Annotated in this window: 21 protein-coding genes and 1 riboswitch; of the genes, 4 read left to right on the forward strand and 17 right to left on the reverse strand. The window is 71.6% G+C overall.

Annotated elements, in window-relative coordinates:
- Window positions 1–1305: an adenosylmethionine--8-amino-7-oxononanoate transaminase gene (locus tag ACFYXM_RS19065; RefSeq protein WP_389290674.1), complete on the reverse strand. Its 1305-nt coding sequence runs from the start codon at window positions 1303–1305 to the stop codon at window positions 1–3.
- Entirely contained in the window at window positions 1298–2521 is a 1224-nt protein-coding gene (gene bioB / locus ACFYXM_RS19070; protein WP_389290676.1) for a biotin synthase BioB, read from the reverse strand. The genes ACFYXM_RS19065 and bioB overlap by 8 nt, the downstream gene beginning before the upstream one ends.
- A gap of 142 nt (window positions 2522–2663) precedes the next feature.
- On the opposite strand from bioB, the gene ACFYXM_RS19075 reads away from it, so the two are divergent.
- Window positions 2664–3806 (forward strand): 8-amino-7-oxononanoate synthase, encoded by a 1143-nt coding sequence (locus ACFYXM_RS19075; protein WP_389290677.1) that lies wholly within the window; start codon window positions 2664–2666, stop codon window positions 3804–3806.
- Between the two features lie 47 nt (window positions 3807–3853).
- On the opposite strand, the gene ACFYXM_RS19080 is transcribed toward ACFYXM_RS19075, so the two are convergent.
- The 5 genes from ACFYXM_RS19080 to ACFYXM_RS19100 all read right to left on the reverse strand — a co-directional run bounded on the left by ACFYXM_RS19080 (window position 3854) and on the right by ACFYXM_RS19100 (window position 6737).
- Window positions 3854–4327, reverse strand: coding sequence for a C40 family peptidase (locus ACFYXM_RS19080; protein ID WP_389290679.1), 474 nt, complete (start codon window positions 4325–4327; stop codon window positions 3854–3856).
- A gap of 3 nt (window positions 4328–4330) precedes the next feature.
- A riboswitch (cyclic di-AMP (ydaO/yuaA leader) is annotated at window positions 4331–4527 on the reverse strand.
- A gap of 347 nt (window positions 4528–4874) precedes the next feature.
- Window positions 4875–5171: a hypothetical protein gene (locus ACFYXM_RS19085; protein WP_389290681.1), complete on the reverse strand. Its 297-nt coding sequence runs from the start codon at window positions 5169–5171 to the stop codon at window positions 4875–4877.
- Between the two features lie 7 nt (window positions 5172–5178).
- Complete coding sequence (locus tag ACFYXM_RS19090; protein WP_389290813.1) at window positions 5179–5814, reverse strand: ATP-dependent Clp protease proteolytic subunit; 636 nt, start codon at window positions 5812–5814, stop codon at window positions 5179–5181.
- 212 nt (window positions 5815–6026) lie between these two features.
- Entirely contained in the window at window positions 6027–6251 is a 225-nt protein-coding gene (locus tag ACFYXM_RS19095) for a hypothetical protein (RefSeq protein WP_389290683.1), read from the reverse strand.
- A gap of 123 nt (window positions 6252–6374) precedes the next feature.
- Window positions 6375–6737, reverse strand: coding sequence for a hypothetical protein (locus ACFYXM_RS19100; RefSeq protein ID WP_389290685.1), 363 nt, complete (start codon window positions 6735–6737; stop codon window positions 6375–6377).
- A gap of 221 nt (window positions 6738–6958) precedes the next feature.
- Between ACFYXM_RS19100 and ACFYXM_RS19105 the strand changes: the two genes are divergently transcribed.
- Window positions 6959–10297 (forward strand): S8 family serine peptidase, encoded by a 3339-nt coding sequence (locus ACFYXM_RS19105; protein WP_389290686.1) that lies wholly within the window; start codon window positions 6959–6961, stop codon window positions 10295–10297.
- 236 nt (window positions 10298–10533) lie between these two features.
- On the opposite strand, the gene ACFYXM_RS19110 is transcribed toward ACFYXM_RS19105, so the two are convergent.
- Genes ACFYXM_RS19110 through ACFYXM_RS19120 form a run of 3 tightly spaced genes read right to left on the reverse strand, consistent with a single transcriptional unit; the run spans window position 10534 to window position 13399 of the window.
- On the reverse strand, window positions 10534–11142 hold the full coding sequence (locus tag ACFYXM_RS19110) for a hypothetical protein (RefSeq protein WP_389290815.1): 609 nt from the start codon (window positions 11140–11142) through the stop codon (window positions 10534–10536).
- Window positions 11143–11192: 50 nt separating this feature from the next.
- Window positions 11193–12713, reverse strand: a complete 1521-nt coding sequence (locus ACFYXM_RS19115) for a sensor histidine kinase (protein WP_389290688.1) — start codon at window positions 12711–12713, stop codon at window positions 11193–11195.
- Window positions 12714–12715: 2 nt separating this feature from the next.
- On the reverse strand, window positions 12716–13399 hold the full coding sequence (locus ACFYXM_RS19120) for a response regulator (protein ID WP_389290690.1): 684 nt from the start codon (window positions 13397–13399) through the stop codon (window positions 12716–12718).
- 1028 nt (window positions 13400–14427) lie between these two features.
- Here ACFYXM_RS19120 and ACFYXM_RS19125 point away from each other — a divergent pair.
- A complete protein-coding gene (locus ACFYXM_RS19125; protein WP_389290692.1) occupies window positions 14428–14754 on the forward strand; it encodes a type II toxin-antitoxin system Phd/YefM family antitoxin in 327 nt (108 codons plus the stop codon).
- A gap of 486 nt (window positions 14755–15240) precedes the next feature.
- Entirely contained in the window at window positions 15241–16818 is a 1578-nt protein-coding gene (locus ACFYXM_RS19130) for an alpha/beta hydrolase (protein WP_389290694.1), read from the forward strand.
- Window positions 16819–16912: 94 nt separating this feature from the next.
- On the opposite strand, the gene ACFYXM_RS19135 is transcribed toward ACFYXM_RS19130, so the two are convergent.
- From ACFYXM_RS19135 to ACFYXM_RS19165, 7 genes are all read right to left on the reverse strand, one after another.
- Window positions 16913–17962, reverse strand: a complete 1050-nt coding sequence (locus ACFYXM_RS19135) for an NAD-dependent epimerase/dehydratase family protein (RefSeq protein ID WP_389290696.1) — start codon at window positions 17960–17962, stop codon at window positions 16913–16915.
- 216 nt (window positions 17963–18178) lie between these two features.
- Window positions 18179–18445: a hypothetical protein gene (locus ACFYXM_RS19140; RefSeq protein WP_389290697.1), complete on the reverse strand. Its 267-nt coding sequence runs from the start codon at window positions 18443–18445 to the stop codon at window positions 18179–18181.
- Between the two features lie 203 nt (window positions 18446–18648).
- The gene (locus ACFYXM_RS19145) at window positions 18649–18807 is read right to left on the reverse strand and encodes a hypothetical protein (RefSeq protein ID WP_362029236.1); all 159 of its coding nucleotides are present in this window, start codon (window positions 18805–18807) and stop codon (window positions 18649–18651) included.
- Between the two features lie 66 nt (window positions 18808–18873).
- Window positions 18874–19824, reverse strand: coding sequence for a cytochrome c oxidase assembly protein (locus ACFYXM_RS19150; protein ID WP_389290699.1), 951 nt, complete (start codon window positions 19822–19824; stop codon window positions 18874–18876).
- Between the two features lie 113 nt (window positions 19825–19937).
- Window positions 19938–20963, reverse strand: coding sequence for a 6-phosphofructokinase (locus tag ACFYXM_RS19155; RefSeq protein WP_389290700.1), 1026 nt, complete (start codon window positions 20961–20963; stop codon window positions 19938–19940).
- Window positions 20964–21106: 143 nt separating this feature from the next.
- A complete protein-coding gene (locus ACFYXM_RS19160) occupies window positions 21107–21835 on the reverse strand; it encodes a type 1 glutamine amidotransferase (protein WP_389290702.1) in 729 nt (242 codons plus the stop codon).
- A gap of 34 nt (window positions 21836–21869) precedes the next feature.
- Window positions 21870–23108 (reverse strand): MurT ligase domain-containing protein, encoded by a 1239-nt coding sequence (locus ACFYXM_RS19165; RefSeq protein ID WP_389290704.1) that lies wholly within the window; start codon window positions 23106–23108, stop codon window positions 21870–21872.
- Window position 23109: the final 1 nt, after the last annotated feature.

Raw genomic sequence — 23109 nt, forward strand, 5'->3', positions numbered from 1 at the left:
TCAGCCCTCCCTCGCGGCCGCGCACACAGCACGGCAGATCCGCGCCACGTCGTCGTCGTCGGTCACATACGGCGGCATGGTGTAGACGAGGTCGCGGAACGGCCGCAGCCACACCCCTTCCCGCACCGCCGCACGGGTCGCGGCGGCCATGTCCACCTCGTGGTCGAGCTGTACGACACCGATCGCGCCCAGTGTCCGCACCTCCCGCACCCCGGGCAGGTCCGTCGCCGGGGCGAGACCGTCCCGCAGCCCCGCACCGATCCGCTCGACGTCCCGCTGCCAGTCCCCGCCCAGCAGCAGATCCACGGACGCGCACGCCACGGCCGCGGCCAGCGGATTGCCCATGAACGTCGGACCGTGCGCCAGTACCGGCACCTCGCCCCGCGAGATGCCCTCGGCGACCCGTGAGGTGCACAGCGTCGCCGCCATCGTCAGATAACCGCCGGTCAACGCCTTGCCCACACACATGACATCCGGTGAGACCCCCGTGTGACCGGCCGCGAACAACGTCCCCGTACGGCCGAACCCCGTGGCGATCTCGTCGAACACCAGCAGGACGTCGTGCGCGTCGCACGCCTCGCGCAGCACCGCCAGGTAGGCGGGGGAGTGGAAGCGCATCCCGCCCGCACCCTGCACCACCGGCTCCACGATCACCGCCGCCAGCCGGTCCGCGTGCTCCGCGATCAGTTCCCGCAGATGGCGTGCGTACTCCGGGTCCGGTTGCGAGTGGAAGCCGCCCGGCGGCGCGTCGGCGAAGACCTGCCGGGGCAGCACGCCCGACCACAGCTCGTGCATGCCGCCCTCGGGGTCGCACACCGACATCGGCTGCCAGGTGTCCCCGTGATAGCCGCCGCGCCAGGTCAGCAGCCGCTGCTTGGCGGGCCGCCCCACCGAGCGCCAGTACTGCAGGCACATCTTCACCGCGACCTCGACCGACACCGAACCCGAGTCGGCGAGGAAGACGTGCCGCAGCGGCTCCGGGGTGATCTCGACCAGCCGGGCGGCCAGCCGGACCGCGGGCTCGTGGGTGAGCCCCCCGAACATCACATGGCTCATCCGGTCGAGCTGGCCGCGTGCCGCCGCGTTGAGCACCGGGTGGTTGTAGCCATGCACCGCCGACCACCACGACGACATGCCGTCGACCAACTCGCGGTGCCCGTGGGCCGGTTCGGCCAGCCGCAGCCGGACCCCGGACGCGGACTCCACGACCAGCGGATCCTGGCGTCCCGGCATCGGGCCGTACGGATGCCAGACATGGGCGCGGTCCAGTGACCGCAGTTCGGCGGGGGAGTAGGACTCAGGCATTGGGGGCGAGATCCGTACCCGCGCCGCGCCGCCGCACCGCCACCAGATCCGGACGCGCGGCCGGGGCGTCGGCATCACCGGTGACGGCCTCGGCGGGCGCGTCACCACCACCGGCCACTTGCGGGGGCGCGTCACCACCACCGGCAGCTTGCGCGGGCGTGTCACCGCACGGCGCACACCCCCCGTCGTGCCCGCCGCAGCCGCCCGCCGCGGCGCGGTGCGCGGGAAGCGTCGACGTGTCCGCGCCCTCCACCTCGAAACCGGCATCCGCGATCATGTCCAGGTCCGTCTGCCCGGCCTGCCCCTCGCTGGTGAGGTAGTCGCCCAGGAAGATCGAGTTGACCAGATGCAGGGCCAGCGGCTGCAACGAGCGCACATGCACCTCGCGCCCGCCCGCGAGCCGCACCTCCACGTCCGGGCAGACGAACCGGACCATTGCCAGGATGCGCAGACACCGCTGCGGGGTGAGGTTCCATTCCTTCGCCAGCGGGGTCCCCTCGAACGGGATCAGGAAGTTCACCGGCACCGAGTCCGGGTCCAGTTCGCGCAGTGAGAAGACCACGTCGACCAGGTCGGCGTCGCTCTCGCCCATCCCCGCGATCAGTCCGGAGCACGCCGAGAGGCCGGCGGCCTGCGCCTGCCGCACGGTCTCCACCCGGTCCGCGTAGGTGTGCGTGGTGGTGATGGCCCCGTACGTTTCCTCGGACGTGTTGAGGTTGTGGTTGTACGCGTCGGCGCCCGCCGAGCGCAGCCGCTCGGCCTGCCCGTCGGTGAGCAGCCCGAGGCAGGCGCACACCTCGACGCCCTCGTGCTGGTCCTTGATCGCCTCGATGGTCTCCGACACCCGGTCGACGTCACGGTCCGTCGGACCGCGGCCGCTCGCCACCAGGCACACCCGCTTGGCGCCCCCCGCAACCCCGGCCGCGGCGGCCTTCGACGCCTCGTTCGGTTTCAGCCACGTGTACTTGAGGATCCCGGCCTTCGATCCGAGCCGCTGCGAGCAGTACGAGCAGTCCTCGGGGCAGAGCCCGGACTTGAGATTGACCAGATAGTTCAGTTTCACCCGCCGCCCGAACCACTGACGGCGCACCTTTCCGGCCGCGGCCACCACGTCGAGCAGGTCGTCGTCCGAGGTCGCCAGTACGGCGAGGGCTTCTTCGCGGGTCGGCAGCTCGCGCCGCAGCCCCTTGTCCACCAGCGTGTTCAGGAGGTCCATGGCGTCGATCCTGTCCCATGGCCCGCCCCGCCGCCAAGGAGGAACCGGACAACACGCCTCGGGAAGGGTGTGTGCATTGCCACACCATGACCCGCTGATCCCGCGGTTAGGGTCTGTGAACTGCCTACAAAAGGGACCGCTCATGTCCTACGCCCCGTTCGACTGGATCGATGACGCGGCACGTCGCCGCGCGGATGCCGGACTCGTCCGTACGCTCCGCCCGCGGCCCGCCGAGACGGCGTCACTGGATCTCGCGAGCAACGACTATCTGGGCCTCACCCGGCACCCCGAGGTCACCGGCGCGGCGGCCGAGGCCGCGCGCCGCTGGGGCGGCGGGGCGACCGGTTCACGGCTTGTCACCGGCTCCACCGATCTGCATGCCGAACTCGAACGCGAACTGGCCGAATTCTGCGGGTTCGAGGCGGCGTTGGTGCTGTCGTCGGGGTACGCGGCCAATCTCGCCGCACTCACCGCTCTCACCGGCCGCGACGCGCTGATCGTCTCCGATGCGGGCAACCACGCCTCGATCGTCGACGGGTGCCGGTTGTCCCGGGCCGGGACCGTCGTCGTCCCGCACGCCGACCCCGACGCCGTGCGCAAGGCGCTGCGGACGCACGAGGGGCGCGCGCTGGCGGTCACCGACTCGGTCTTCTCGGTCGACGGCGACGCCGCACCGCTGCCGGCGCTCGCCGCGGCCTGCCGGGCGGAGGGGGCCGCGTTGCTCGTCGACGACGCGCACGGCCTGGGGGTGCTGGGGGAGGGCGGCCGGGGCGCGCTCGCCGCCGCGGGTCTCGCGGGCGACGAGGGAGTAGTCGCCACGCTCACCCTCTCCAAGTCCCTCGGCAGTCAGGGCGGAGCGGTCCTCGGCCCAGCCCGGGTGATCGAACACCTCGTCAACACGGCCCGGACGTTCATCTTCGACACGGGCCTCGCGCCGGCCGCCGCGGGCGCCGCGCTCGCCGGCCTGCGCCTGCTCGGCCGGGAACCGGAACGCGCCGGGCGGGTCCGCGAGGTCGCCGTGGGGCTGTACGGGCGGCTGACCGCGGCCGGTCTGGCAGCCGTGCGTCCGGACGCCGCCGTGGTCTCCGTACGGGCCCCCTCGGCGGACGCGGCGGTGCGCTGGGCGGCGGACTGCCGCGAGGAGGGGGTCGTGGTCGGGTGCTTCCGGCCGCCGTCGGTGCCGGACGGCATCTCCCGGCTGCGGCTGACCGCGCGCGCCGACCTGACCGACGAGCAGATCGCGACGGCGGTGGAGACCGTACGGCGCACCGCCCCCGTCGGCTGACGGGCCCCGGAGCCGTCCGGCGGCTCCGGGGCCCGCAAGGCCGTGGGTCAGCGGACGCGTCCGTAGTAGACGCTCTTCGACCAGATCTTCTCCAGCCGGACCACCGCGCCGGTCCTCGGCGAGTGCCAGATCTTGTTGTGCCCGGCGTAGATCCCGACGTGGTAGACGCTTCGGCCGTAATGGAAGAAGACCAGGTCTCCGCGCTTGCGGTGCGAGGCCGAGACGTGGCGGGTCCTGTTGTACTGCTGCTGGGCGGTGCGGGGGAGCTTCTTGCCCGCCTTCTTGAACGAGTAGACCGTCAGCCCGGAGCAGTCGAAGCGGTGGGGGCCGGTAGCGCCCCACCTGTACGGCGAGCCCTTCTTCGACGCCGCGACGTTGAGCGCCTTGAGCGACGGAGTGGCCGCCTGGGCCTCCGTGACGGCGCCCGGGGCGAGCATGGTGCCGCCGACGGCGGCCAGCGTCAGAACCGAGGCCGTACCGGCCCGGGCGAGCAGAGACGGGACATGAACCTGCGCAGTCATGCGCAACCCTTCGTCAGCCGCCTGTGAAGGATGACCTGTCGGGTTCGGGCTGGCGAAGGTGCCCGGCCGCGCTCGGCGGCTTCACCCCGAGGGACGACCGATGTTCCGGTCGACCCGTTGTGCTCGGGTCCTCCACTCCTGCCGATCCACTTCTGTCGACCAGTCATCCGGGCGGCGGCAGGACTCGGCGTCCGCTCGGACCGCCCCGCCGCGGTGGCGGGGGCTTGTCGTCCCAGGGATCTTGACTCACCGACAGTCGGATTTCCGAGCTGAAACGGCGATATGTGAGAGTCCTCACGACTGAACCGCTCGAGTGGAGCTGACGCATTTGGATGGCGCGCCGCGCATGCCAACCGGTCGCCCACCAGGGGCGGGAGGGCGGATTTCGCCCACCGCCCCCAGGAGTCCGCAAGTCGAGATTTCGCCGAAAACGCCGTTTCTTACTCTGAAAAGAGTAGGAAAATCAGATTGCACATCGGGCGTGTCGCGCGGCGGAGTTGACGGGGGATCGACTCGCGGAGCGAACGGGCGACCTATCGACCGGGTGTCACGGGGGCAGGGTGACGCGAGCGGACCGGCGTTCCCCGTCCAGGGCGCGCAGCGCCCGTGCCAGGGTCCCCGCGTGGATGCGCGCCTCGCCGCGTTCGTGCATCAGTGCCAGGGCGTCCCGCAGCGCCCCGGCGCGCGAGGCCAGCGCCTGCGCGGCGCGCAGTGCCCCGTAGGTGTCGCTGCCGCGGGCCGGGTTGATCCGGCCCAGCTGGTCGAGGACGTCGAGGTAGCAGTCGATGAACTCGCCCTCCGCACGGGTCAGCGCCGGCAGCGGGGGAGGATCGGACGGACGCATCGGGTCCTCACCGCGAGCCGGGCGACGGGAACGACGTCTTCCGGCTCTCAACGACGTGGTCCACCAGGCCGTAGGCCCGGGCGCCCGCAGCGTCGAGAACGAGGTCGCGCTCGATGTCCTCGTCGATCCGCCCGGCGTCGCGGCCCGTGTGACGGGCCAGCAGGGTGACGAGCGTCTCGCGGACCCGGTCCAGTTCCCGCGCCTCGATCTCCAGATCGGACGGCCGGCCGTGGACGGGCTCGGCGAGCGCGGGCTGGCGCATTACGACGCGCGCCCCCGGCAGTACGTGCCGCCGCCCCGGGGCGCCCGCGGCGAGCAGGACGGCGGCCCAGGCGTCGGCCCGGCCCAGGCAGTACGTCTCCACCTCGCAGGTGAGGTACTCCATCGTGTCGTGGACGGCGGTCATGGCCGCGAACGAGCCTCCCGGGGAGTTGATGTAGAGGGAGACGGGCCGGTCCGGGGCGGCGTGTTCCAGATACATGAACTGCGCGATCAGATCACTGGCCGCGGTGTCGTCGACCTCGGTGCCGAGGAAGACGATCCGTTCGGCCAGCAGCTTGGAGTACGGGTCGAGGGTGCGGGTCCCGTGGGGCGTGCGCTCGGTGAACTCGGGCAGCACGTGCCGGGCGGTGGGGCGGAACAGCATGGCGTTGCCTCTCCTCGCGGGATGCGCGCGGCTCCGGACCGGGCTCGCGTCCGCATCTGTGAAAAATGTACAGGACGTACAGAAGGTTGTGGTGGGTTCTGCGATCTACCCAGCGGGTTCGTCGGCGGTTCGTTGTCGGTAGTGGCTGCGACGGGCTGTTGTCTGGTGGCGTCTGCGCCAGTTGGACCAGTGCAGCAGTCTGGCCGTAGCTACGGCTGGTGGCCTGAAGACGGTGACGAGTAGGTGTCGGATCTCTGCGGACGGTCGAGTCCGGGCGTGGCGAGGCGGCCGTCGGCCGGATGCCGGAGCGCCGGCAGGTCGTCGGTGGCAGGGCCGTAGGCGTGGATGAAGAACTCGGTGAGGCGGTCGGCCGGATCCGGGGCGCCCTCGACCACGCGATACGTCGGGTGGGCGAGGGAGCCGTCAGCAGTCACGTCGGCCGCGTCCTGCTGCCTGACCAGCGTGGATCTCCTAGTGCCGTGACCGGCAATGTTTGCCCGGACGGAGCGGCGCCTGGTGCGTGCGATCGCAAGGCGGCCGGAAGCCCTCGTAGCGGGCTACGTGGGCTTTTGGCCAACGCCGCGAGCGAGCGTGCCAGGTGGCGCGACGGGGCAAACGTTGCCGGGAGCGGCACTAGGGACGGTCGGGCGGCAGAACCCGGCCGGCGTGGTCGCGGCGCAGACCTGCAAGGTCTCGAAATTGAAGACGCCGCGGACGGCGAGGCCGGTGGTGAGTTCGTGCCGATGTCCGCGCCACGCCTCCTCGAGGACGGAGGCGACACCGGGGGTCCCGTCTTCCCGGCACACGGTGACCTCGCCGTCGGCCGGCCGGGCGGCGGGGGCGGTGCGGGCGGCGGTGTCGCGGTCCCGGACGAATCCGCAGTACGTCCAGTGCTCGCGGTGGGGCTGCGGACGACTCACGCGTCCGCGCGAAGAATGCCGCCCGACGAAAGACCTGACGCACCGTCACCACAAGGGGCCCGGCCGGGTTCCTCGTGGTGAAGCGTTGTTACACAACGATCATTGAGTGCCTCCGAGCGCCCCCGGAATACTTCAAGTCCTCGGGGCCGCACGAGTATTCGAGAGCGCCCCATGCGGGCCGGGCCCTCGCCCGCCCGATTCACTCCTGAGCAGGGGCAATCTTGCGTAAACGATCAAAACAGGCGTATGCCGTCGTAGCCGCGGCCGCCGTCGTCCTGACGGCGGGCATGACCGGCCCGGCATCGGCGAGGACCAGCGGCCCGGACCCGGCACTTCCGGTCGTCGCCAAGGACACGGGGACGGTCGGCAAGGCCGTGCGCACCGTCACCCTGATCACCGGTGACCGGGTCCTCGTGGACTCCCGTGGCCGGGTCGGCGGTATCCAGCGGGCGAAGGGCAGACAGGACATTCCCTTCTTCACAGGGACCTACGACGGCCGTACCTATGCGGTGCCGCGTGACGCCCGGCGGCTGATCGCCGACGGCACGCTGGACCGGCGGCTGTTCGACATCACCGGACTCACCGAACCGGAGAGCCTCAAGGCCAACCGCGCCGGCCTCAAGGTGATCGTCGGCTACCGGGGGTCGGCGGCCGGGTCCGCCCGCGCCGGGGTGCGTTCCTCCGACGGCACCACCGTCCGCCGGACCCTGTCGGCCCTCGACGCCGACGCCGTCACCAGCACCACCGACAGCGCGGGTTCCCTGTGGGACGCGCTGACCCGTCGGCGGAGCGACGGTTCGGCGGCCAAGGCCTCCGGCATCGCGCGAATCTGGCTGGACGGCGTACGGAAGGCGTCGCTCGACCGCAGCACCGGCCGGATCGGCGCTCCGGCGGCCTGGGCCCGCTCCTACGACGGCACCGGTGTGAAGATCGCCGTCGTGGACACCGGAATCGACGCCACCCACCCGGACCTGACGGGCCGGGTGGTGGCGGAACGGAACTTCAGCGGCTCCCCGGACGCCCGGGACCGGGTCGGACACGGCACGCACGTGGCCTCCGTCGCCGCCGGTACGGGGGCCAAGGACGCCCGGTTCAAGGGCGTGGCGCCCGGGGCCCGGTTGATCAGCGCCAAGGTGCTGGACGATCAGGGCAGCGGTGACGACTCCAGCATCCTGGCGGGGGTCGACTGGGCCGTCGCCCAGGGGGCCGACATCATCAACATGAGCCTGGGCAGCCCCGACACCCCGGGGATCGACCCTCTGGAGGCCCAGGTCGACAAGCTCTCCGCGGAGAAGGGCATCCTGTTCGCGGTGGCCGCGGGCAACAGCGGGCCGGGCCGGGGCACGGTCGCGTCCCCCGGCAGCGCCGACGCGGCGCTGACGGTCGGCGCCGTCGACGACGACGACCTGATCGCCGACTTCTCCAGCGTCGGGCCCCGCATCGGGGACGGCGCCGTCAAGCCCGACATCACCGCACCGGGCGTGGAGATCACGGCGGCAGCGGCGAGCGGCACCCCGGACCAGAACCCTCCCGGATACGTCGGCATGAGCGGCACGTCGATGGCGACCCCGCACGTCGCGGGCGCCGCGGCGATCCTCAAGCAGAAGAACCCCACCTGGACGGGCGCACAGATCAAGGCGGTCCTGACGGGCTCGGCCAAGGGCGGCTCCCACTCGGTCTTCCAGCAGGGGGCGGGTCGGCTCGCCGTCGACAAGGCGATCGACCAGACGCTCGTCTCCGAACCGGCCTCGGTCGCCCTGGGCACCCAGCAGTGGCCCCACACCGACGACACACCCGTCGGCAAGCAGGTGAAGTACCGGAACAGCGGCACCACCGACGTGACGCTGGACCTGTCGCTGGAGGCGCCCACCGGCGGGGACGAGAAGCCCGCCCCGGCCGGGTTCTTCACCCTCGGGGCACAGCGGATCACGGTCCCGGCGGGCGGCACCGCCGCTGTGGACCTGACGGCCGACACCCGGCTCGGCGGTACGGTCGACGGCTCGTACTCGGTCACGGTCGTCGCGACCGGAGGCGGCCGGAGCGTGCGCACCGCGGCATCGGTGGAGCGCGAGGCCGAGTCGTACGAGGTCACCTTCAACACCCTCGGACGGGACGGTGCGGCCAGTGCCAACTGGCAGGCCGACCTGAAGGGCTACAGCGGGTCCGCCACGGGCCGTCGGTTCTTCCCGGACCTGTCGTCGGGCTCCGCCACGGTCCGACTGCCGCGAGGCACCTACAGTCTCGCCGCCGACATGCTGGTCGACCCCGCTGCCCCGGCCAAGGGCATCGACCTGATCAACAACCCGCAGTTCTCGGTGACCGGTCCCACCACGGTCACCCTCGACGCCCGGACCACCCGGCCCGTCGCCTTCGCGGTGCCGGACGCGGCCGCACGCTACACGCGCGCCGGAATGATGTACACCGTGAGCACACCCGAGACCTTCATCATCGAGGGGGGCGAGTTCGGCAGCTTCGACCATCTGCGCACCGCGTACCAGGGGCCCGAGATGGACGACGGCGTCCTCGCCCAGCAGTGGTCCGCGAACTGGCAGCGGGGCAGCGACGAGTACAACGTCCTCACCGGCGGCCCGGTCAAGAAACTGGCCACCGGTTACAGCAAGACCTACAAGCCAGGGGACATGGCCCTGGTGAAGGCGGAGGTCGGATCGTCCGTACCCGGCCTCGACGGCGCCCTCGCGGCGAACGGCATACTGGACTACGGAGGCGGCGTCGACGCCCCCTACACCGTGCAGCCGGCACCGGGAACGCGCAACGTGTATCTGTCCACGGCCGACGGGGCCGCCTGGAACATCGTCGCGGGTGTACTGGGCGGGGCGGATCCCTCGGGCCGGCGGAACTTCGACGCGCTCTACGGCCTCGACGAGCCGCGGCGGTACAAGGCGGGGGAGACGTACACCGAGACCTACAACGTCGGTGCACCGGGGCCGCGGATGAACGCGAACGAGGGGATCGTGCGCGACGGCGACACCATTTTCGGTTCGCTGCCGCTGGTCAGCGACGGGGCGGGCCATTTCGGGATCGCCCGGTACTCGGGCGCGAGCACCACCGTCCAGCGCAACGGTGAGCTGTACGTGAAGAAGGACGTCGCCATCGACCAGGAGCCCTTCGCGCTGCCGTCGGAACCCGCCACGTACACGGTGTCGACCACGATCCACCGGAACCCGGAGTTCAACCGCACCGGGACCCGGATCGACGCCTCGTGGACCTTCGACTCGGCCCGCACCGAGAGCCCCACCAAGCTCCCGGTCTCCACGGTCCGTTTCCTCCCGCGGCTCGCGCTGGACTCCACCGTTCCGGCAGGCGGCAAGCAGACCGTCCCCGTCGAGGTGCAAGGCGCGGCGGCCGGCGCCAACCTGAAGACCCTGCGGGTCCTGGTGTCGTACGACGGCACGACGTGGCTGCCCGTCCCGGTCACCGCGGACAGGATCACGGTGAAGGCCCCGGCGAAGGACAAGGCGATCTCGCTGAAGGCCGTCGTCACTGACAAGGACGACAACGAGTCGACGGTCACAATCCACAACGCCTTCTTCGGCAGGTGAGGCGGGACCGGGCCGACAACCAGGGGCGCCGCGCAACCGGATGAGAGAACGACGGGCGGAGCACGGCCCCGGGTGAGCCGGGACGAGCGGCCCGCCGGAACCGATGTTCCGGCGGGCCGCTCGTCCCATGCCGCCGCCACCCGGGGCCGGTGCGGGAACGACGCCGACTCGTCCGCACGATACGGAGGCCGGCTCCTCGACCGGTGCCGGGCCAGGCGCCCGCCCGCCGCCACGGCTCAGCGTGTCGGCACCCGGACCGGTCGAACGGGGCAGTCGGCCGGGGCGAGGCGCCCGTCCTGCCCGGCCAGGGTCACGGACACAGCCCCCTGCGCATGCGCCGCGAACGCGGCCGTGCAGACGATCTGGTCGCGGGCGGCGGCGGTCAGCCCTCTCACCCGCAGACGCAGCATGACCTCGACGGTGCGGTCACCCATGACGATCCGGTTCGCGGCGGACGCCGCACGGGACAGCGATGCGGCATTGTGGAACCCGGCCCGCCGTTCGGCCTTGTCCGGTCCGGCGAGCAGGGCGGTGACGGCCGCGAGTGGCGAGGGGGACTCGCTCGTCCCCGCGCCCGGCAAGGACGAACCGCCGAGGCCGTCCCGTCCGGGCGACTCGTCCGGGTGGGGCGACGCGCCGTCCGGCCCGACGGAGCCCGCGGTTCCGTTCTCCCACTGTGCTTCGACGGTTCGTGGCACGGGCAGCAGTTCGTCGTCGGGGGAGAGGAAGAACAACAGCATCCGTTCCTCGCGCGGGGGAAGCAGATCGGCGACAACCGGCCTGCCGGCCTCGATCACGGCCGTCTCCTGGATGCCGCAGCCCACGAGCGGGCCCCAGGCGAGCATCAGCAGCGCGGCGAGTCGGGCCGTCCGACCCCCACGGAACGGCGACTTCTTCACGTGATGGTCTCCGTCCGGTCGCGGCTCTCCACCGGTCCCGTGCCACCGTGCGCGGGTGACGGACCGTCCGGCGCGCCGCTCCCGGACGTGGGCCCGTCGAAGGGCAAGTCCACGGTGAACAGGGCGCCGCCGCCGGCCGCGTTCCGCACGTGGATCGTGCCGCCGTGCAGTTGCACGTTCTCCTTGGTGATCGCGAGCCCGAGCCCGCTGCCCGACGAGCGGGAACGCGCGGCGTCCGCCTTGTAGAAGCGGTCGAAGATGTGCGGCAGAGCGTCCGGTGGGATCCCGGGGCCGCTGTCGTGCACCTCGGTGATCAGCGCGTCCCCGCGTGCCGACAGCCGCACGGTGACCGGTTCGGCACCGTGGCGCAGGGCGTTGCCGACCAGGTTGGCCACGATGACGTCGAAGCGGCGCGTGTCGAGGCGGATACGCAGGCCGTCGGGGAGCTCGGCGCGGACGCGGCCGAGCCACTGCCTGCCGGACAGGGAGTTGCGCACGGCCTCCGCCGCGTCCACCTCATCGGTGTTGAGTTCCGCCGCGCGGGCGTCGAAACGGGAGATCTCCATCAGATCCTCCACCAGCACCGCGAGTTTGCCGGTCTCGGCGCTGATCAGGCGCACCGCCCGAGCGGTGTTCGGGGCGAGCGTCCCGGCCTCCTCGTCCACCACGTCCGTGACGGCGAGCATACCGGCGAGCGGGGTGCGCAACTCGTGCGAGACGTCCGAGGCGAAGCGCCGGGCCCGTGCTCCGGCTTCCCGCAACTCCTCCACGGAGCGTTCGAGGCGGGCCGCCGACTCGTTGAACGTCCTGGCCAGGTCGGCCATTTCGTCCCGGCCGCGTACGGTGATACGGGTGTCGAGCTGCCCGCCGCCCATGGAGTGTGCGGCACGCCGCAGTTCACGGACGGGGCGCAGCACGCTGCGTGCCGCGAGCAGTGCGGGCACCAGGGCCACGGCCAGCCCCGGCAGGGCACCGTCGCGGGCAGCGGTCACCAGGGAGTCGATGTCCACGTCCTCGTTCGTCATGGGCATCACGGCGAAGAGAACCAGGCCGCTCGGCACCGCGGCGCCACCGGCGACGACCCGTGTCATCACCGGCATTCCGATGGTCAGATACGCGTTCCCGTCCTTGACGACCCGCTGGAAGCTGCCGTGTGGCGAGGTGAGCGTGGTGCGGCGCAGCTCCGGGGTCAGAACACCGGAGACGGGCCGGTCACTCGATGAGACGCGCAGCGAACCGTACTCGGCGAAGACGATCCAGGGATGTGGTTTGGCGCGTGCCGCGATGTCGTAGAGGTCCCACCGCAGCGCATCCGGATCCAGGGGCAGGCTGGGGACGAACTGCTCGACCTCCTCGCGGAAGGAGGCGACGGCCGTGTCCTGCGCACGCACGAGGACCGCGTTGCGCGCCTGCCGGTAGGTCAGCGCGGCGGTCGTGACGGCGCTGACAGCGGCAACCAGCAGGAACGCGATCACCAGCCGGGTGCGCAGCCCGAACGCGGCGGCCGCGCCGGGCATCCTCACAGCGGACCGAAACGGTAGCCGTAGCCCCGCAGGGTCTGAATGTAGCGAGGGTCGCGGGACGGATCCTCGATCTTGGCGCGCAGTCGGCGCACACAGGCGTCCACCAGGCGGATGTCGCTGTGGAAACTGTGATCCCAGACCTCCTTCAGGAGCCGCTGCCGGCTGAAGACCTGTTCCGGTACCGCGGACAGGTGCAGCAACAGCTTCAGTTCGGAGGGCGCGAGGGCGACCGGGTCGCCCGACCTGAGGACGGTGTGACCGGCGCGGTCGATGTCGAGTTCACCGTGGCGCTCGACGGCGGGCCTCGCGTCGATCGGGCTCTCGGCGCGGCGCAGCACGGCACGTATGCGGGCCTCGATGACCTCGGTGCGGGCGGGCTTGACGATGTAGTCGTCCGCACCCGCCTCCAGGCCGACGACGATGTCGACGTCGTCGCCTCGCGCGGTCAGCATGATGATCGGTAACTGGCTGGTCTCACGTACCCGGGAGCACACCTGGACGCCGCTCATCGCGGGGAGCATCAGGTCGAGCAGCAGGATGTCGGGGCGAAAGGTACCCAGTGCCTCGAGGCCCGCCTCGCCGGTCACGGCGGCATGGACCTCGTGCCCGCGCTGGCACAGTCCGATCTCGACGCCCTCGCGCACGGAGGGGTCGTCTTCGACGAGGAGGACGCGTGGCATGGCGGTGTCTCCGGGATCGTGGGGAGTGGTGGGTCGTCAGGCGTTCGTCGACCGGGGGCGGGGCAGGAACCGGCGAGCGGATGACCGCGTGCGCGACGGCCCGCGTGCTGCGGGTCGTCCGGCAGGCCCGTGTCAGTGGTCCGGGCGCGGACCTGTCCGGTGCGGCAGCGCGTCCGGCCCGGTCGGCCGCCGGAGCCGTGCCGGCCGTGTGAACGCGGCGGTGACCGCCGCCGACGCGTCGGCGGTCCCGGTGAACGGCCCTCCCGGCACTGCCCCGTCAGGCGGGCGGGAGACCAGGAGCACGAGATCGCGACGGGGCATGTTGTACTCCAGGAGGTGGGGCAGCGATGGCTCCCCATACTCTCAGGCGTGCGCGAGGCGATGACGGGCGGTCAGTTGTCCCGGGTGTCACCGGTTTCGTTACGGGCCGGGGTGAACGGGATGCGTGGATCGCGCCCCTCGCGCCGTCGACGGGCACCACCCGATCGAGCCCGCTTCACCACCGCTCGGTCCACACCTGGTCCGACAGCGTCACGGGAAGGTCTGAGCAGCGGTGACAGCAGAGGCGTGGGGGAGGTCGACTGTCCGGGGTCTTGACCGGACTGCCCCCGTCGCGGCCCACCGGGCTCGGCATGCCGATGACGGTGCGGTGGAAACGACCCGGCCGAGGATGCCGACGATCCTGGCCTCCGCTGTCCGAGGCGTCATGTGGATGCCGGCGGCGTGGGACGGCCCGGGCACGACTCCGTACGTGTCCGGGGGCTGGGCGGATCTCCGCCCAGCCCCCGGTGCGTCGACGGGCAGGCACCCGCCCGGCAGGAACTCCGTGCGGGCCCCTCGAGCGGGGCGTACCGCCGCGCCGGAGACCCGCCAGGAATCAGGGCGACCAGAAAACTCTTCGTCTCGCCTCGTCTCACACATCTCTCACAAACGCGAGCGCTGGGGAGCATGCGAGAGCCTCTGACCTGGATATTCGCGGTCGCCACGGACCACGGCGGACCAGGTGGACATTACATAAGCTAGGGAGCATGGCCTACGAGATTCCGGTGACGCAAGCCCGAGCTGAGCTCGCCGAACTGATCAACCGCGTCGTCTACGGCGGCGAGCGCGTGGTCGTGACGCGGCACGGCAAACCGCTCGTCGCCCTCGTCTCGGCCGCTGACCTGGAGCGACTGGAAAGCGGCGCGGAGGCCGCCGAGGAGCGGGTGATCAGCTCGGTCTCCTCGATCGGCTCCTCGGTGTCCGCTCCCGGCGAACGTCGACGATTCGGCATTGCGGCGGAGCACACGGGGACGGGACACGCGGGACACACCGGACACGAGGAGCGCGTGGAGCGCGACGAGCCGGGGCGCTGAGCCGGGCGCACCCGCCGATGACCCGCGCCGCGCGGGCGCCGCGTGCGCCGAGGTGACGGGCGCTCAGGGCTTTCGTACGCGCTGAGCGGTGCGCGCTCCGCGACGCTCCCGAGGGGCTTGCCGACCGAGCAGCTCGCGCGTCCGGAAGCCCGCCACCGATCCGCGTGCGACCGCGATCCGATCGTCAGGGCCGTTCCCGCAGTGTGGCCAGAACTCGCCGTGCCGACGCCGCGCGTCCGGCGCGTACGGCACGGAGCCGCGCACCCCGGGGCCTGCGAGGAAGCGGGGCGCAGGAGGCCGCGGAGCGCGAGAGGCCCGGTGCGCGCCGAACACCGCTCAGCGGGACACGGGCGTCCGGTTATCGATTCGGTAAAGAAGTGGGTCCGCGACCTGTTCTCAGGAACCTCCCAGCCGACAGGATCCGCGAAAGGTCCTGAATGAATCACGCCGCCACCGGCGGCACTTCAGGCCTGGGGGAGGTTCCACTTGAGACGCACAGCAGCTCTCGGCTCGGCCGGTGCCCTGGTGGCGGGCATGCTCATGTCGGGCGCGGTGACCGCGCCGACGGCCAGCGCCGAGGGGCGTCACCACCGCGTGTCCGAGGCGCGCGGTGTCGAACTGGCCGCGGCCCGGGCGGCCCGGTCCGGCATCGACTGGAAGGACTGCCCGGCCGACTGGGGCCTGGCCAAGAAGATCGAGTGCGGCTGGGTGACCGTGCCGCTCGACTACGCCAGGCCCGATGGCAAGCAGATCCGCATAGCCGTCGACCGGCACATCAGCACCGGCACGGAGGCCGAACGACAGGGCGCCCTGCTCTACAACCCGGGTGGCCCCGGCGGCTCGGGTCTGCGCTTCCCGACCCGGATCACCAGCGGGAATCCGCTCTGGGTGAAGACGGCGAAGGCATACGACTTCGTGGGCTTCGACCCGCGGGGCGTCGGGCACTCCGCGCCGATCTCCTGCATCGACCCCCAGGAGTTCGTCAAGGCGCCCAAGGCCGACCCCGTACCCGACTCCGAGGCCGACAAGCTCGCCCAGCGCAAGCTCGCCGCCGAGTACGCGGACGGCTGCGCCGAACGCAGCGGCGACATGCTGCCGCACATGACCACGCCGAACACCGCACGCGACCTGGACGTCATCCGCGCCGCCCTCGGCGAGAAGAAGCTCAACTTCCTCGGCGTCTCCTACGGCACCTACCTGGGTGCCGTCTACGGCACCCTCTTCCCGGACCACGTCCGCCGCATGGTCGTCGACAGCGTCGTCGACCCGGCGCGGGACAACATCTGGTACCAGGCCAACCTCAACCAGGACATCGCCTTCCAGAAGCGCTGGGACGACTGGAAGGCATGGGTCGCGAAGAACGACTCCGTCTTCCACATCGGCGACACCCCCGAGAAGGTCGAGCAGGCGTGGCTGACGCTGCGCGCCGCCGCCAAGAAGAACCCGATCGGCGGCGTGGTCGGCCCCGCCGAACTCATCGGCTTCTTCCAGAGCGCCCCCTACTACGACTCCTCCTGGGTGCCCGTCGCCCGGACCTGGAGCGAGTACCTGAAGGGTGACACCCAGGCACTCGTCGACGCCGCCGCCCCGGACATGTCGGACATCAAGGGGAACATCGCGTCGGAGAACGGCAACGCCGTGTACACGGCCGTCGAGTGCACGGACGCCAAGTGGCCCACGAACTGGCGGAAGTGGGACCGCGACAACACCCGGCTGCACGAGCAGTACCCGTTCATGACCTGGGCCAACGCCTGGATGAACCTGCCGTGCGCGACCTGGTCGGCCAAGCAGCAGAGCCCGCTGAACGTCAAGACCGGCAAGGGTCTTCCGCCGGTGCTGATCGTGCAGTCCGAGCGCGACGCCGCCACCCCGTACGTGGGCGCCGTCGAACTGCACAAGCGCTTCAAGGGCTCGCGCCTCATCACCGAGCGGAACGCCGGTTCGCACGGTGTGACCGGCCTGGTCAACCCCTGCATCAACGAGCGGGTGGACGCCTACCTGCTCACGGGCAGGACCGACCGCGCCGACGTGACCTGCGACCCGCACGCCACGCCGAAGCCGTAGTGACGCGAGCACGACCGCGACGCGAGTGAGCGGCGGCCACGGGCGGCCGGTGGATTCGACCACCGGCCGCCCGTGCCGTGCGCGGCACCGCGTCTCATGCCCCGCGGTCGTACGCCTCCAGCCAGGCGTCCTCCGCGTCGTAGTCGAACAACTGCCTTCCGTACGAACGAAGCAGGACGGGGAACGCCTCCGTCCAGTCCCTGCCCTCCAGTCGGCCGGCAAGCCATTCGACGGTCTCCGGAAGGGACTCCATGTACCCGGTCACCGGCCGGTACCCGAGTTCGCGCTCCGCGGCCGCCATGTCGTACACGATGGGATGGGCGCTGCTCCACGGGGTGGCGCCGACCCCGTCCTTCCCGGGCGCGCCCGCCATCAGCACGTTCTCGGTCCGTCGGCCGAGCACCGCGTCGACGGCCTCGCCGATCTCCGCGACCGTCGGCGCCTGCGGATCCCCGGCGTTGAGCACCCGCGAGCCGGGCCGTCGCGCGGACAGCCGGATGAGCTCGGCCAGGTTGGAGACATGGACCGGGTGGAAGCGGGACGTGCCCCCGAAGGCGAGCACCCGCCGCGCCCGGCCGTCCAGGACCCGCTTCACGAAATACAGCTCGCGCGGTGAACGGCAGTACGGCCCGTGGATCGCGCCCGCCCGCAGCAGCGTCACCGGCAGTGCCTCGCCCGCCGCCAGCAGATCCCGCTCCAGCCGCACCTTCCGTGTCGCATACGTGGCGTCGCCCGGGCGTACGGTGCACTGCGTCTCGGGGATCGGCACGGGGTAGCGCGGGGCCCCGTCGGGTTCGTCCTGCGTGTCGAAGCCGCGGCCCTGTTCGTCCGCGTACACCGCGCCGCTGGAGATGACCACCGCCGAACCGATCCGGTCCGCGAGACCGGTCAGCTGCCGGGCGTGGTCCGCCCCGTAGGCCACGGCGTCGACCAGCAGGTCGCAGCCGTCGCCGAGCGCCGCCGCGAGCGCCCCGTCCCCGTTCCGGTCGAGGGCCACCGCGCGCACCGCGCCGTCCCACCGCTCGTCCCTGCCACCGCCGCGCGAAGCGGCCGTCACCTCCCAGCCGTCCTCGACGAGCGCCCGCACGGCCGCCCGCCCGATCTGTCCCGTCGCTCCCAGTACCCATGCGCGTCCCATGCTCATGAGGGGACGCTAGGCCGGAACCACCGCCCATGACAGCGGAGTTCACCGAGCGCGGATTCGCTGTCGGCGTGACGGTTCGGGGAACCCCCACGGTTCGTCGGACGGGCCTGCCGCGTGCGTGCACCGGCGGCGCCGCCCGAAGCGCCTGCCCTCCCGCCGGAGCGCGCGGGGCCCACCGGGGACGCGGATGCGATGCGCGAGGGCGGTGCGCCGCGCTCACACCGGAGCGGGACCACCGACCCGCAGCACCACCGGACCCAGCAGCCCGCTCACGCGCTGGCCCGGGAGGACGAAGCGGGTCGGGCTCGTCGTGTCCAGGCGCGGCGCCAGTGTGTTGAACACGAGGACGTCGAGGACGTTGTCCCCAAGGCCGGCGATTCCGGTCAGATCGAACACGTACGGGGAGCACACCCGCACCCCGGCGAGGACGCCGCAGACCCGCACCTCGGCCGTTCCGCCGACCCGTCCGAGATCCAGACACACCCGGTGCCGGAAGGTCCGGCACCCGGCCGGGGACGGCCGTACCCCCGCCACAGGAGAACCCCGATGCGTCCGCGCACCGTACTCGCCACCGCTGCACTGCACACCCTCACCGCCACGGCCCCCGCGGTGGCCGCCCCGCCCGGGAAGCCGGTGCCGGAGGGGAACCTCCTCCTCACCGTCCCGGGCGGCGGGAGGGCGGCGGCTCAGGACCGGCGCGTCGCGGCCATCCCCAGGGTGATCAGCCCGAGCACCACCCAGCCGAACCAGAGCCAGCCGCTGCTCCCCAGCGCCACCGTGTACGCGGTGACCACCACCAGGGCGACCATGGTGATCACGCCCATGGACTTCGTGGACCCGGACATGTCCGCACCCTCCTCACCGGCCACGCGGCCGTGGGTGCCATCGTCACCCCGGAAGCGGGCTCGCCGCTACCGCCCGCGCGCCTGCAAGGAGGCGAGATAGGCGTTGTACGCCTGAAGCTCCCGGTCGCCGTTCCGCTCCTCCGCGCGGTCGGAGCGCTTCGCCGCCCGCTGCTCGGAGCGATACCACTGGAAGACCAGCGCGATCAGCACCAGCACCGAGGGAATCTCGCTGAACGCCCAGGCGATGCCTCCCGCCGCGCTCTGGTCGCTCAGCGCATCGATGCCGAGCGAGGCCGGAGGGTGCTCGTACGTGTCGACCATCGGCGTGGTGGCCATCATCAGCGCGATGCCGAAGAACGCGTGGAACGGCATACCGGCGAACAGCTCCAGCATCCGCATCACGTACCCCGGCCGGTGCGGACCCGGATCCACGCCCATGATCGGCCAGAAGAACACCAGGCCGACCGCGAGGAAGTGCACCATCATCGCGATGTGCCCGGTCTTCGACTCCATCAGGAAGTCGAACAGCGGAGTGAAGTACAGCGCGTACAGGCTGGCGATGAACATCGGGATCGTGAAGACCGGATGCGTGATGACCCTCATGTACCGGCTGTGCAGCAGCATGAGCAGCAGCTCGCGCGGGCCGGTACGGCCGCGGCCCGCGACCGGCAGCGCGCGGAGCGCCAGGGTCACCGGGGCTCCCAGCAGCACCAGGATCGGCGACAGCATGCTGATCACCATGTGCTGCACCATGTGCACGCTGAACATGACCATGCCGTAGTCGTTCAGCTTGGTGCACATCACCAGGGCGATGCTCAGCACGCCCACGAAGAAGAAGACCGTCCGCCCCACCGGCCAGGCGTCCCCGCGCCTGCGCAGCCGCAGCACGCCGTACCCGTACAGGCCGAGTGCGAGAAGGCAGCCGATGAGGAAGAACGCGTCGGGGGAGAACTGGAGCCCCCGTTCCAGCGTGAACGGCGGCAGATCCATGTTCATGCCGTGCCCGCTGTGATCCATCTGTTCACTCCCGCTGTGGACGTCCCCGATACGCGCCGGTTGTCCCGACCAGAGTAGAACCGCCCCCGGTCACGGCTGCGACCGGGGGCGGTTGTGCGGGGCGAGGGGAGGAGTCAGAGCACGCACTCGGCCTCGGCGTACCGCTCGGCCGGGACCGTCTTCAGCGTCTCGACGGCCCGCGCCAGCGGCACCATCGCGATGTCCGTGCCCCGAAGCGCCGTCATCATCCCGAACTCGCCGCGATGCGCGGCCTCCACCGCGTGCCAGCCGAAACGGGTGGCGAGCACACGGTCGTACGCCGTCGGGGTGCCACCGCGCTGCACATGGCCGAGGATCACCGGACGGGCCTCCTTGCCCAGACGCTGCTCCAGCTCGGTGGAGAGCTGCGTCGCGACGCCGGCGAACCGCTCGTGCCCGTAGATGTCCTTGGCGCCCTGCTCGAACCGCATGGAGCCCTCGCGCGGCTTGGCGCCCTCCGCGACGACGACGATCGCGAACTTCTTGCCGGCCGAGAAGCGCCTGCCGACCACCTCGGTCAGCTCGTCGACATCGAAGGGCCGCTCCGGCACGACGATGGCGTGCGCCCCGGCCGCCATGCCCGAGTGCAGGGCGATCCAGCCGGTGTGGCGGCCCATGACCTCGACGATCAGCACCCGCTGGTGCGATTCCGCGGTGGTCTTGAGCCGGTCGAGTGCCTCGGTGGCCACACCGACAGCGGTGTCGAAGCCGAAGGTCACGTCGGTGGCGGCGATGTCGTTGTCGATGGTCTTGGGGACGCCGACGATCGGCAGGCCCGCCTCGGAGAGCAGATGGGCCGCCTTCAGCGTGCCCTCGCCGCCGATCGGGATGATCACGTCGAGACCGAGGTCGGCGACGTGCCCCCTGGCCTGCTCGACGCCGCCGCGCAGATGGGCGGGCTGGACCCGGGAGGAACCGAGGATCGTGCCGCCGCGGGCGAGGATGCCGGCGACCGAGTCGAGGTCGAGCTTGCGGTAGTCGCACTCCAGGAGACCCTTCCACCCGTCGTGGAAGCCGATGACCTCGTCGCCGTGGTCGACCACCGCGCGGTGCACGACGGAACGGATGACTGCGTTCAGGCCGGGGCAGTCGCCGCCGGAGGTGAGTACACCAATTCGCATTGCCCGAAAAACCTTTGCAACGTGGGCCGACGACCGGACCCCGTCGTCCGGTTGGATGCCCGCCACCCTACCGGCGCGGGGTGGCGGGACCGAACCGGGCGTCCGCCTGCTGGACGCCGCTCAGCTGAGCGAAAAGCGCCTCATCAGGCGGGCTGCGTCGCCGAGGCGATGCGCTCGGCGCGCAGCGCCTCGTACCAGCGGTCGTCCGTCGGCGGAAGGGCGTTGACGTCCAGCGCCAGCTTCAGCAGGAGGTCCGCGATCAGCGGGTTGCGCGCCATCACGGGCCCGTGCATGTACGTGCCGAAGACGGTGTCGTTGTACGCGCCCTCGGTGCCGTCCCCGGTGCCGTTGCCCCGGCCGAGCTGAACCCGGGCGAACGGCCGCGCCGTCGGCCCCAGGTGGGTGACGCCCTGGTGGTTCTCGAACCCGGTCAGCGGCGGCAGGCCGAGCCGCGGGTCGATGTCGGCGAGCACGTCGCCGACGCACCGGTCCCCCTCGCCGCGGGTGGAGACCACGTCGAGCAGCCCGAGACCGGGCTCGCGCTCACCGAGGTCGTTGATGAACTCGTGGCCGAGGATCTGGTATCCGGCGCAGACCGAGAAGATGATCGCGCCGTTGGAGGCGGCCCGGTTCAGTCCGCCGTCGCGGCGCAGCCGCTCCGCGGCCAGACGCTGCGGCCGGTCCTCGCCGCCCCCGACCAGGTAGATGTCGCCGGACGTCGGGATCGGCTGGTCGCTGCGTACGTCGACGCGCTGCACATCGAGACCGCGCTGCCGCGCCCGGCGCTCGACCACCAGCGCATTGCCCTGGTCGCCGTAGGTGCTGAGGAGGTCCGGGTACACCCAGACGACACGCAGACCGTTGTTGCTCATGCTTCGTCCTCTCCGGAGGTGGCCGGGGCCGGGGTCAGTTGCCGACACGACGGCGCAGGTCCTGGAAGGCGGTGTAGTTGGCGATGACCTCGATACGGCCGGGCGGGGCCTGCTGCACGGCCTCGTCGAGGCTCTCGCAGACCCGGAAGTCGAGACCGGCCACCTCCAGCCGGACCGCGAGGTCCAGCTTGCGGTCGCCGAGCACGAAGATCGGGTGGCCGGCGAGCTGGGTGTAGTCCACGTCCCACAGCCAGGAGGTGTCGGTGCCGTCCGCGCCGCGGGCGTTGACGGACAGGACCACCGGGGTCGGCGGCGGCTCGATCAGGGAGAACGTCTCCAGCCAGCCGGCCGGGTTCTTCGCCAGCAGCAGTCGCAGTTCGCGGCCGAGGAACGTCACCACGTCGTAGCGGCCGGCCACGGCCTGCACCTGGTACATGCGCTCCAGCGCGACCTGCGGCGGCACACCGAAGACGGCGGCCACGGCGGCCGACGTGGCCGCGTTGGCCTTGTTGGCGCGGCCGGGCAGCTGGAGGTGGATCGGCCAGGCCGAACCGTGCGGGTCCAGGACGTAGTCGCCGTGCAGGACCCAGCTGGGGGCGGGGCGGCGGAATCCGCACTCGCCGCAGAACCAGTCGTCACCGGGGCGCTGCATCACACCGCCGCACGACGGGCAGGACCAGGCGTCGTCCTTCCACGCCTGACCCGCCGCCACCCACACCACGTTGGGGGACGAGGACGCCGCCCAGACGATCAGCGGGTCGTCCGCGTTGGCGACGACCACGGCCTTCGAGCCGGACAGGCCCTCGCGCCACTTCTCCGCGAGCATCCGGGTCTCCGCGGCGCGGTCCAGCTGGTCGCGGGAGAGGTTGAGCAGCGCGATCACCTTGGGCGTCGTGTCGCGCGCGACCCCGGCGAGGTACTTCTCGTCGACCTCTATCACGCCGTACTGCGCGTCCGAGCCGCCCGCCAGCGCCGAGGTGATACCGGCCGGCATGTTCGCGCCGAGCGCGTTGGACACGACCGGGCCTGCGGCCCGCAGCGCCTCGGCGATCAGCCGGGTCGTCGTCGTCTTGCCGTTCGTCGCCGACACGAGGATCACGTCCAGGTGCTGCGCCAGCCGCCCCAGCAGGTCGGGGTCGAGCTTGAGTGCCACCCGGCCGCCGATCACCGATCCGCTGCCGCGCCCCGCGGCGCGCGACACCGCCGCCGCGGCCTTGCCCGCCGTCACGGCCAGCTTGGCCCGCGGCGACAGCGGCTCCGTGTTGCCTGCCATC

It is taken from the genome of Streptomyces sp. NPDC002476 (assembly GCF_042889785.1).
In the GTDB taxonomy this organism is placed as follows: Bacteria; Actinomycetota; Actinomycetes; order Streptomycetales; family Streptomycetaceae; genus Streptomyces.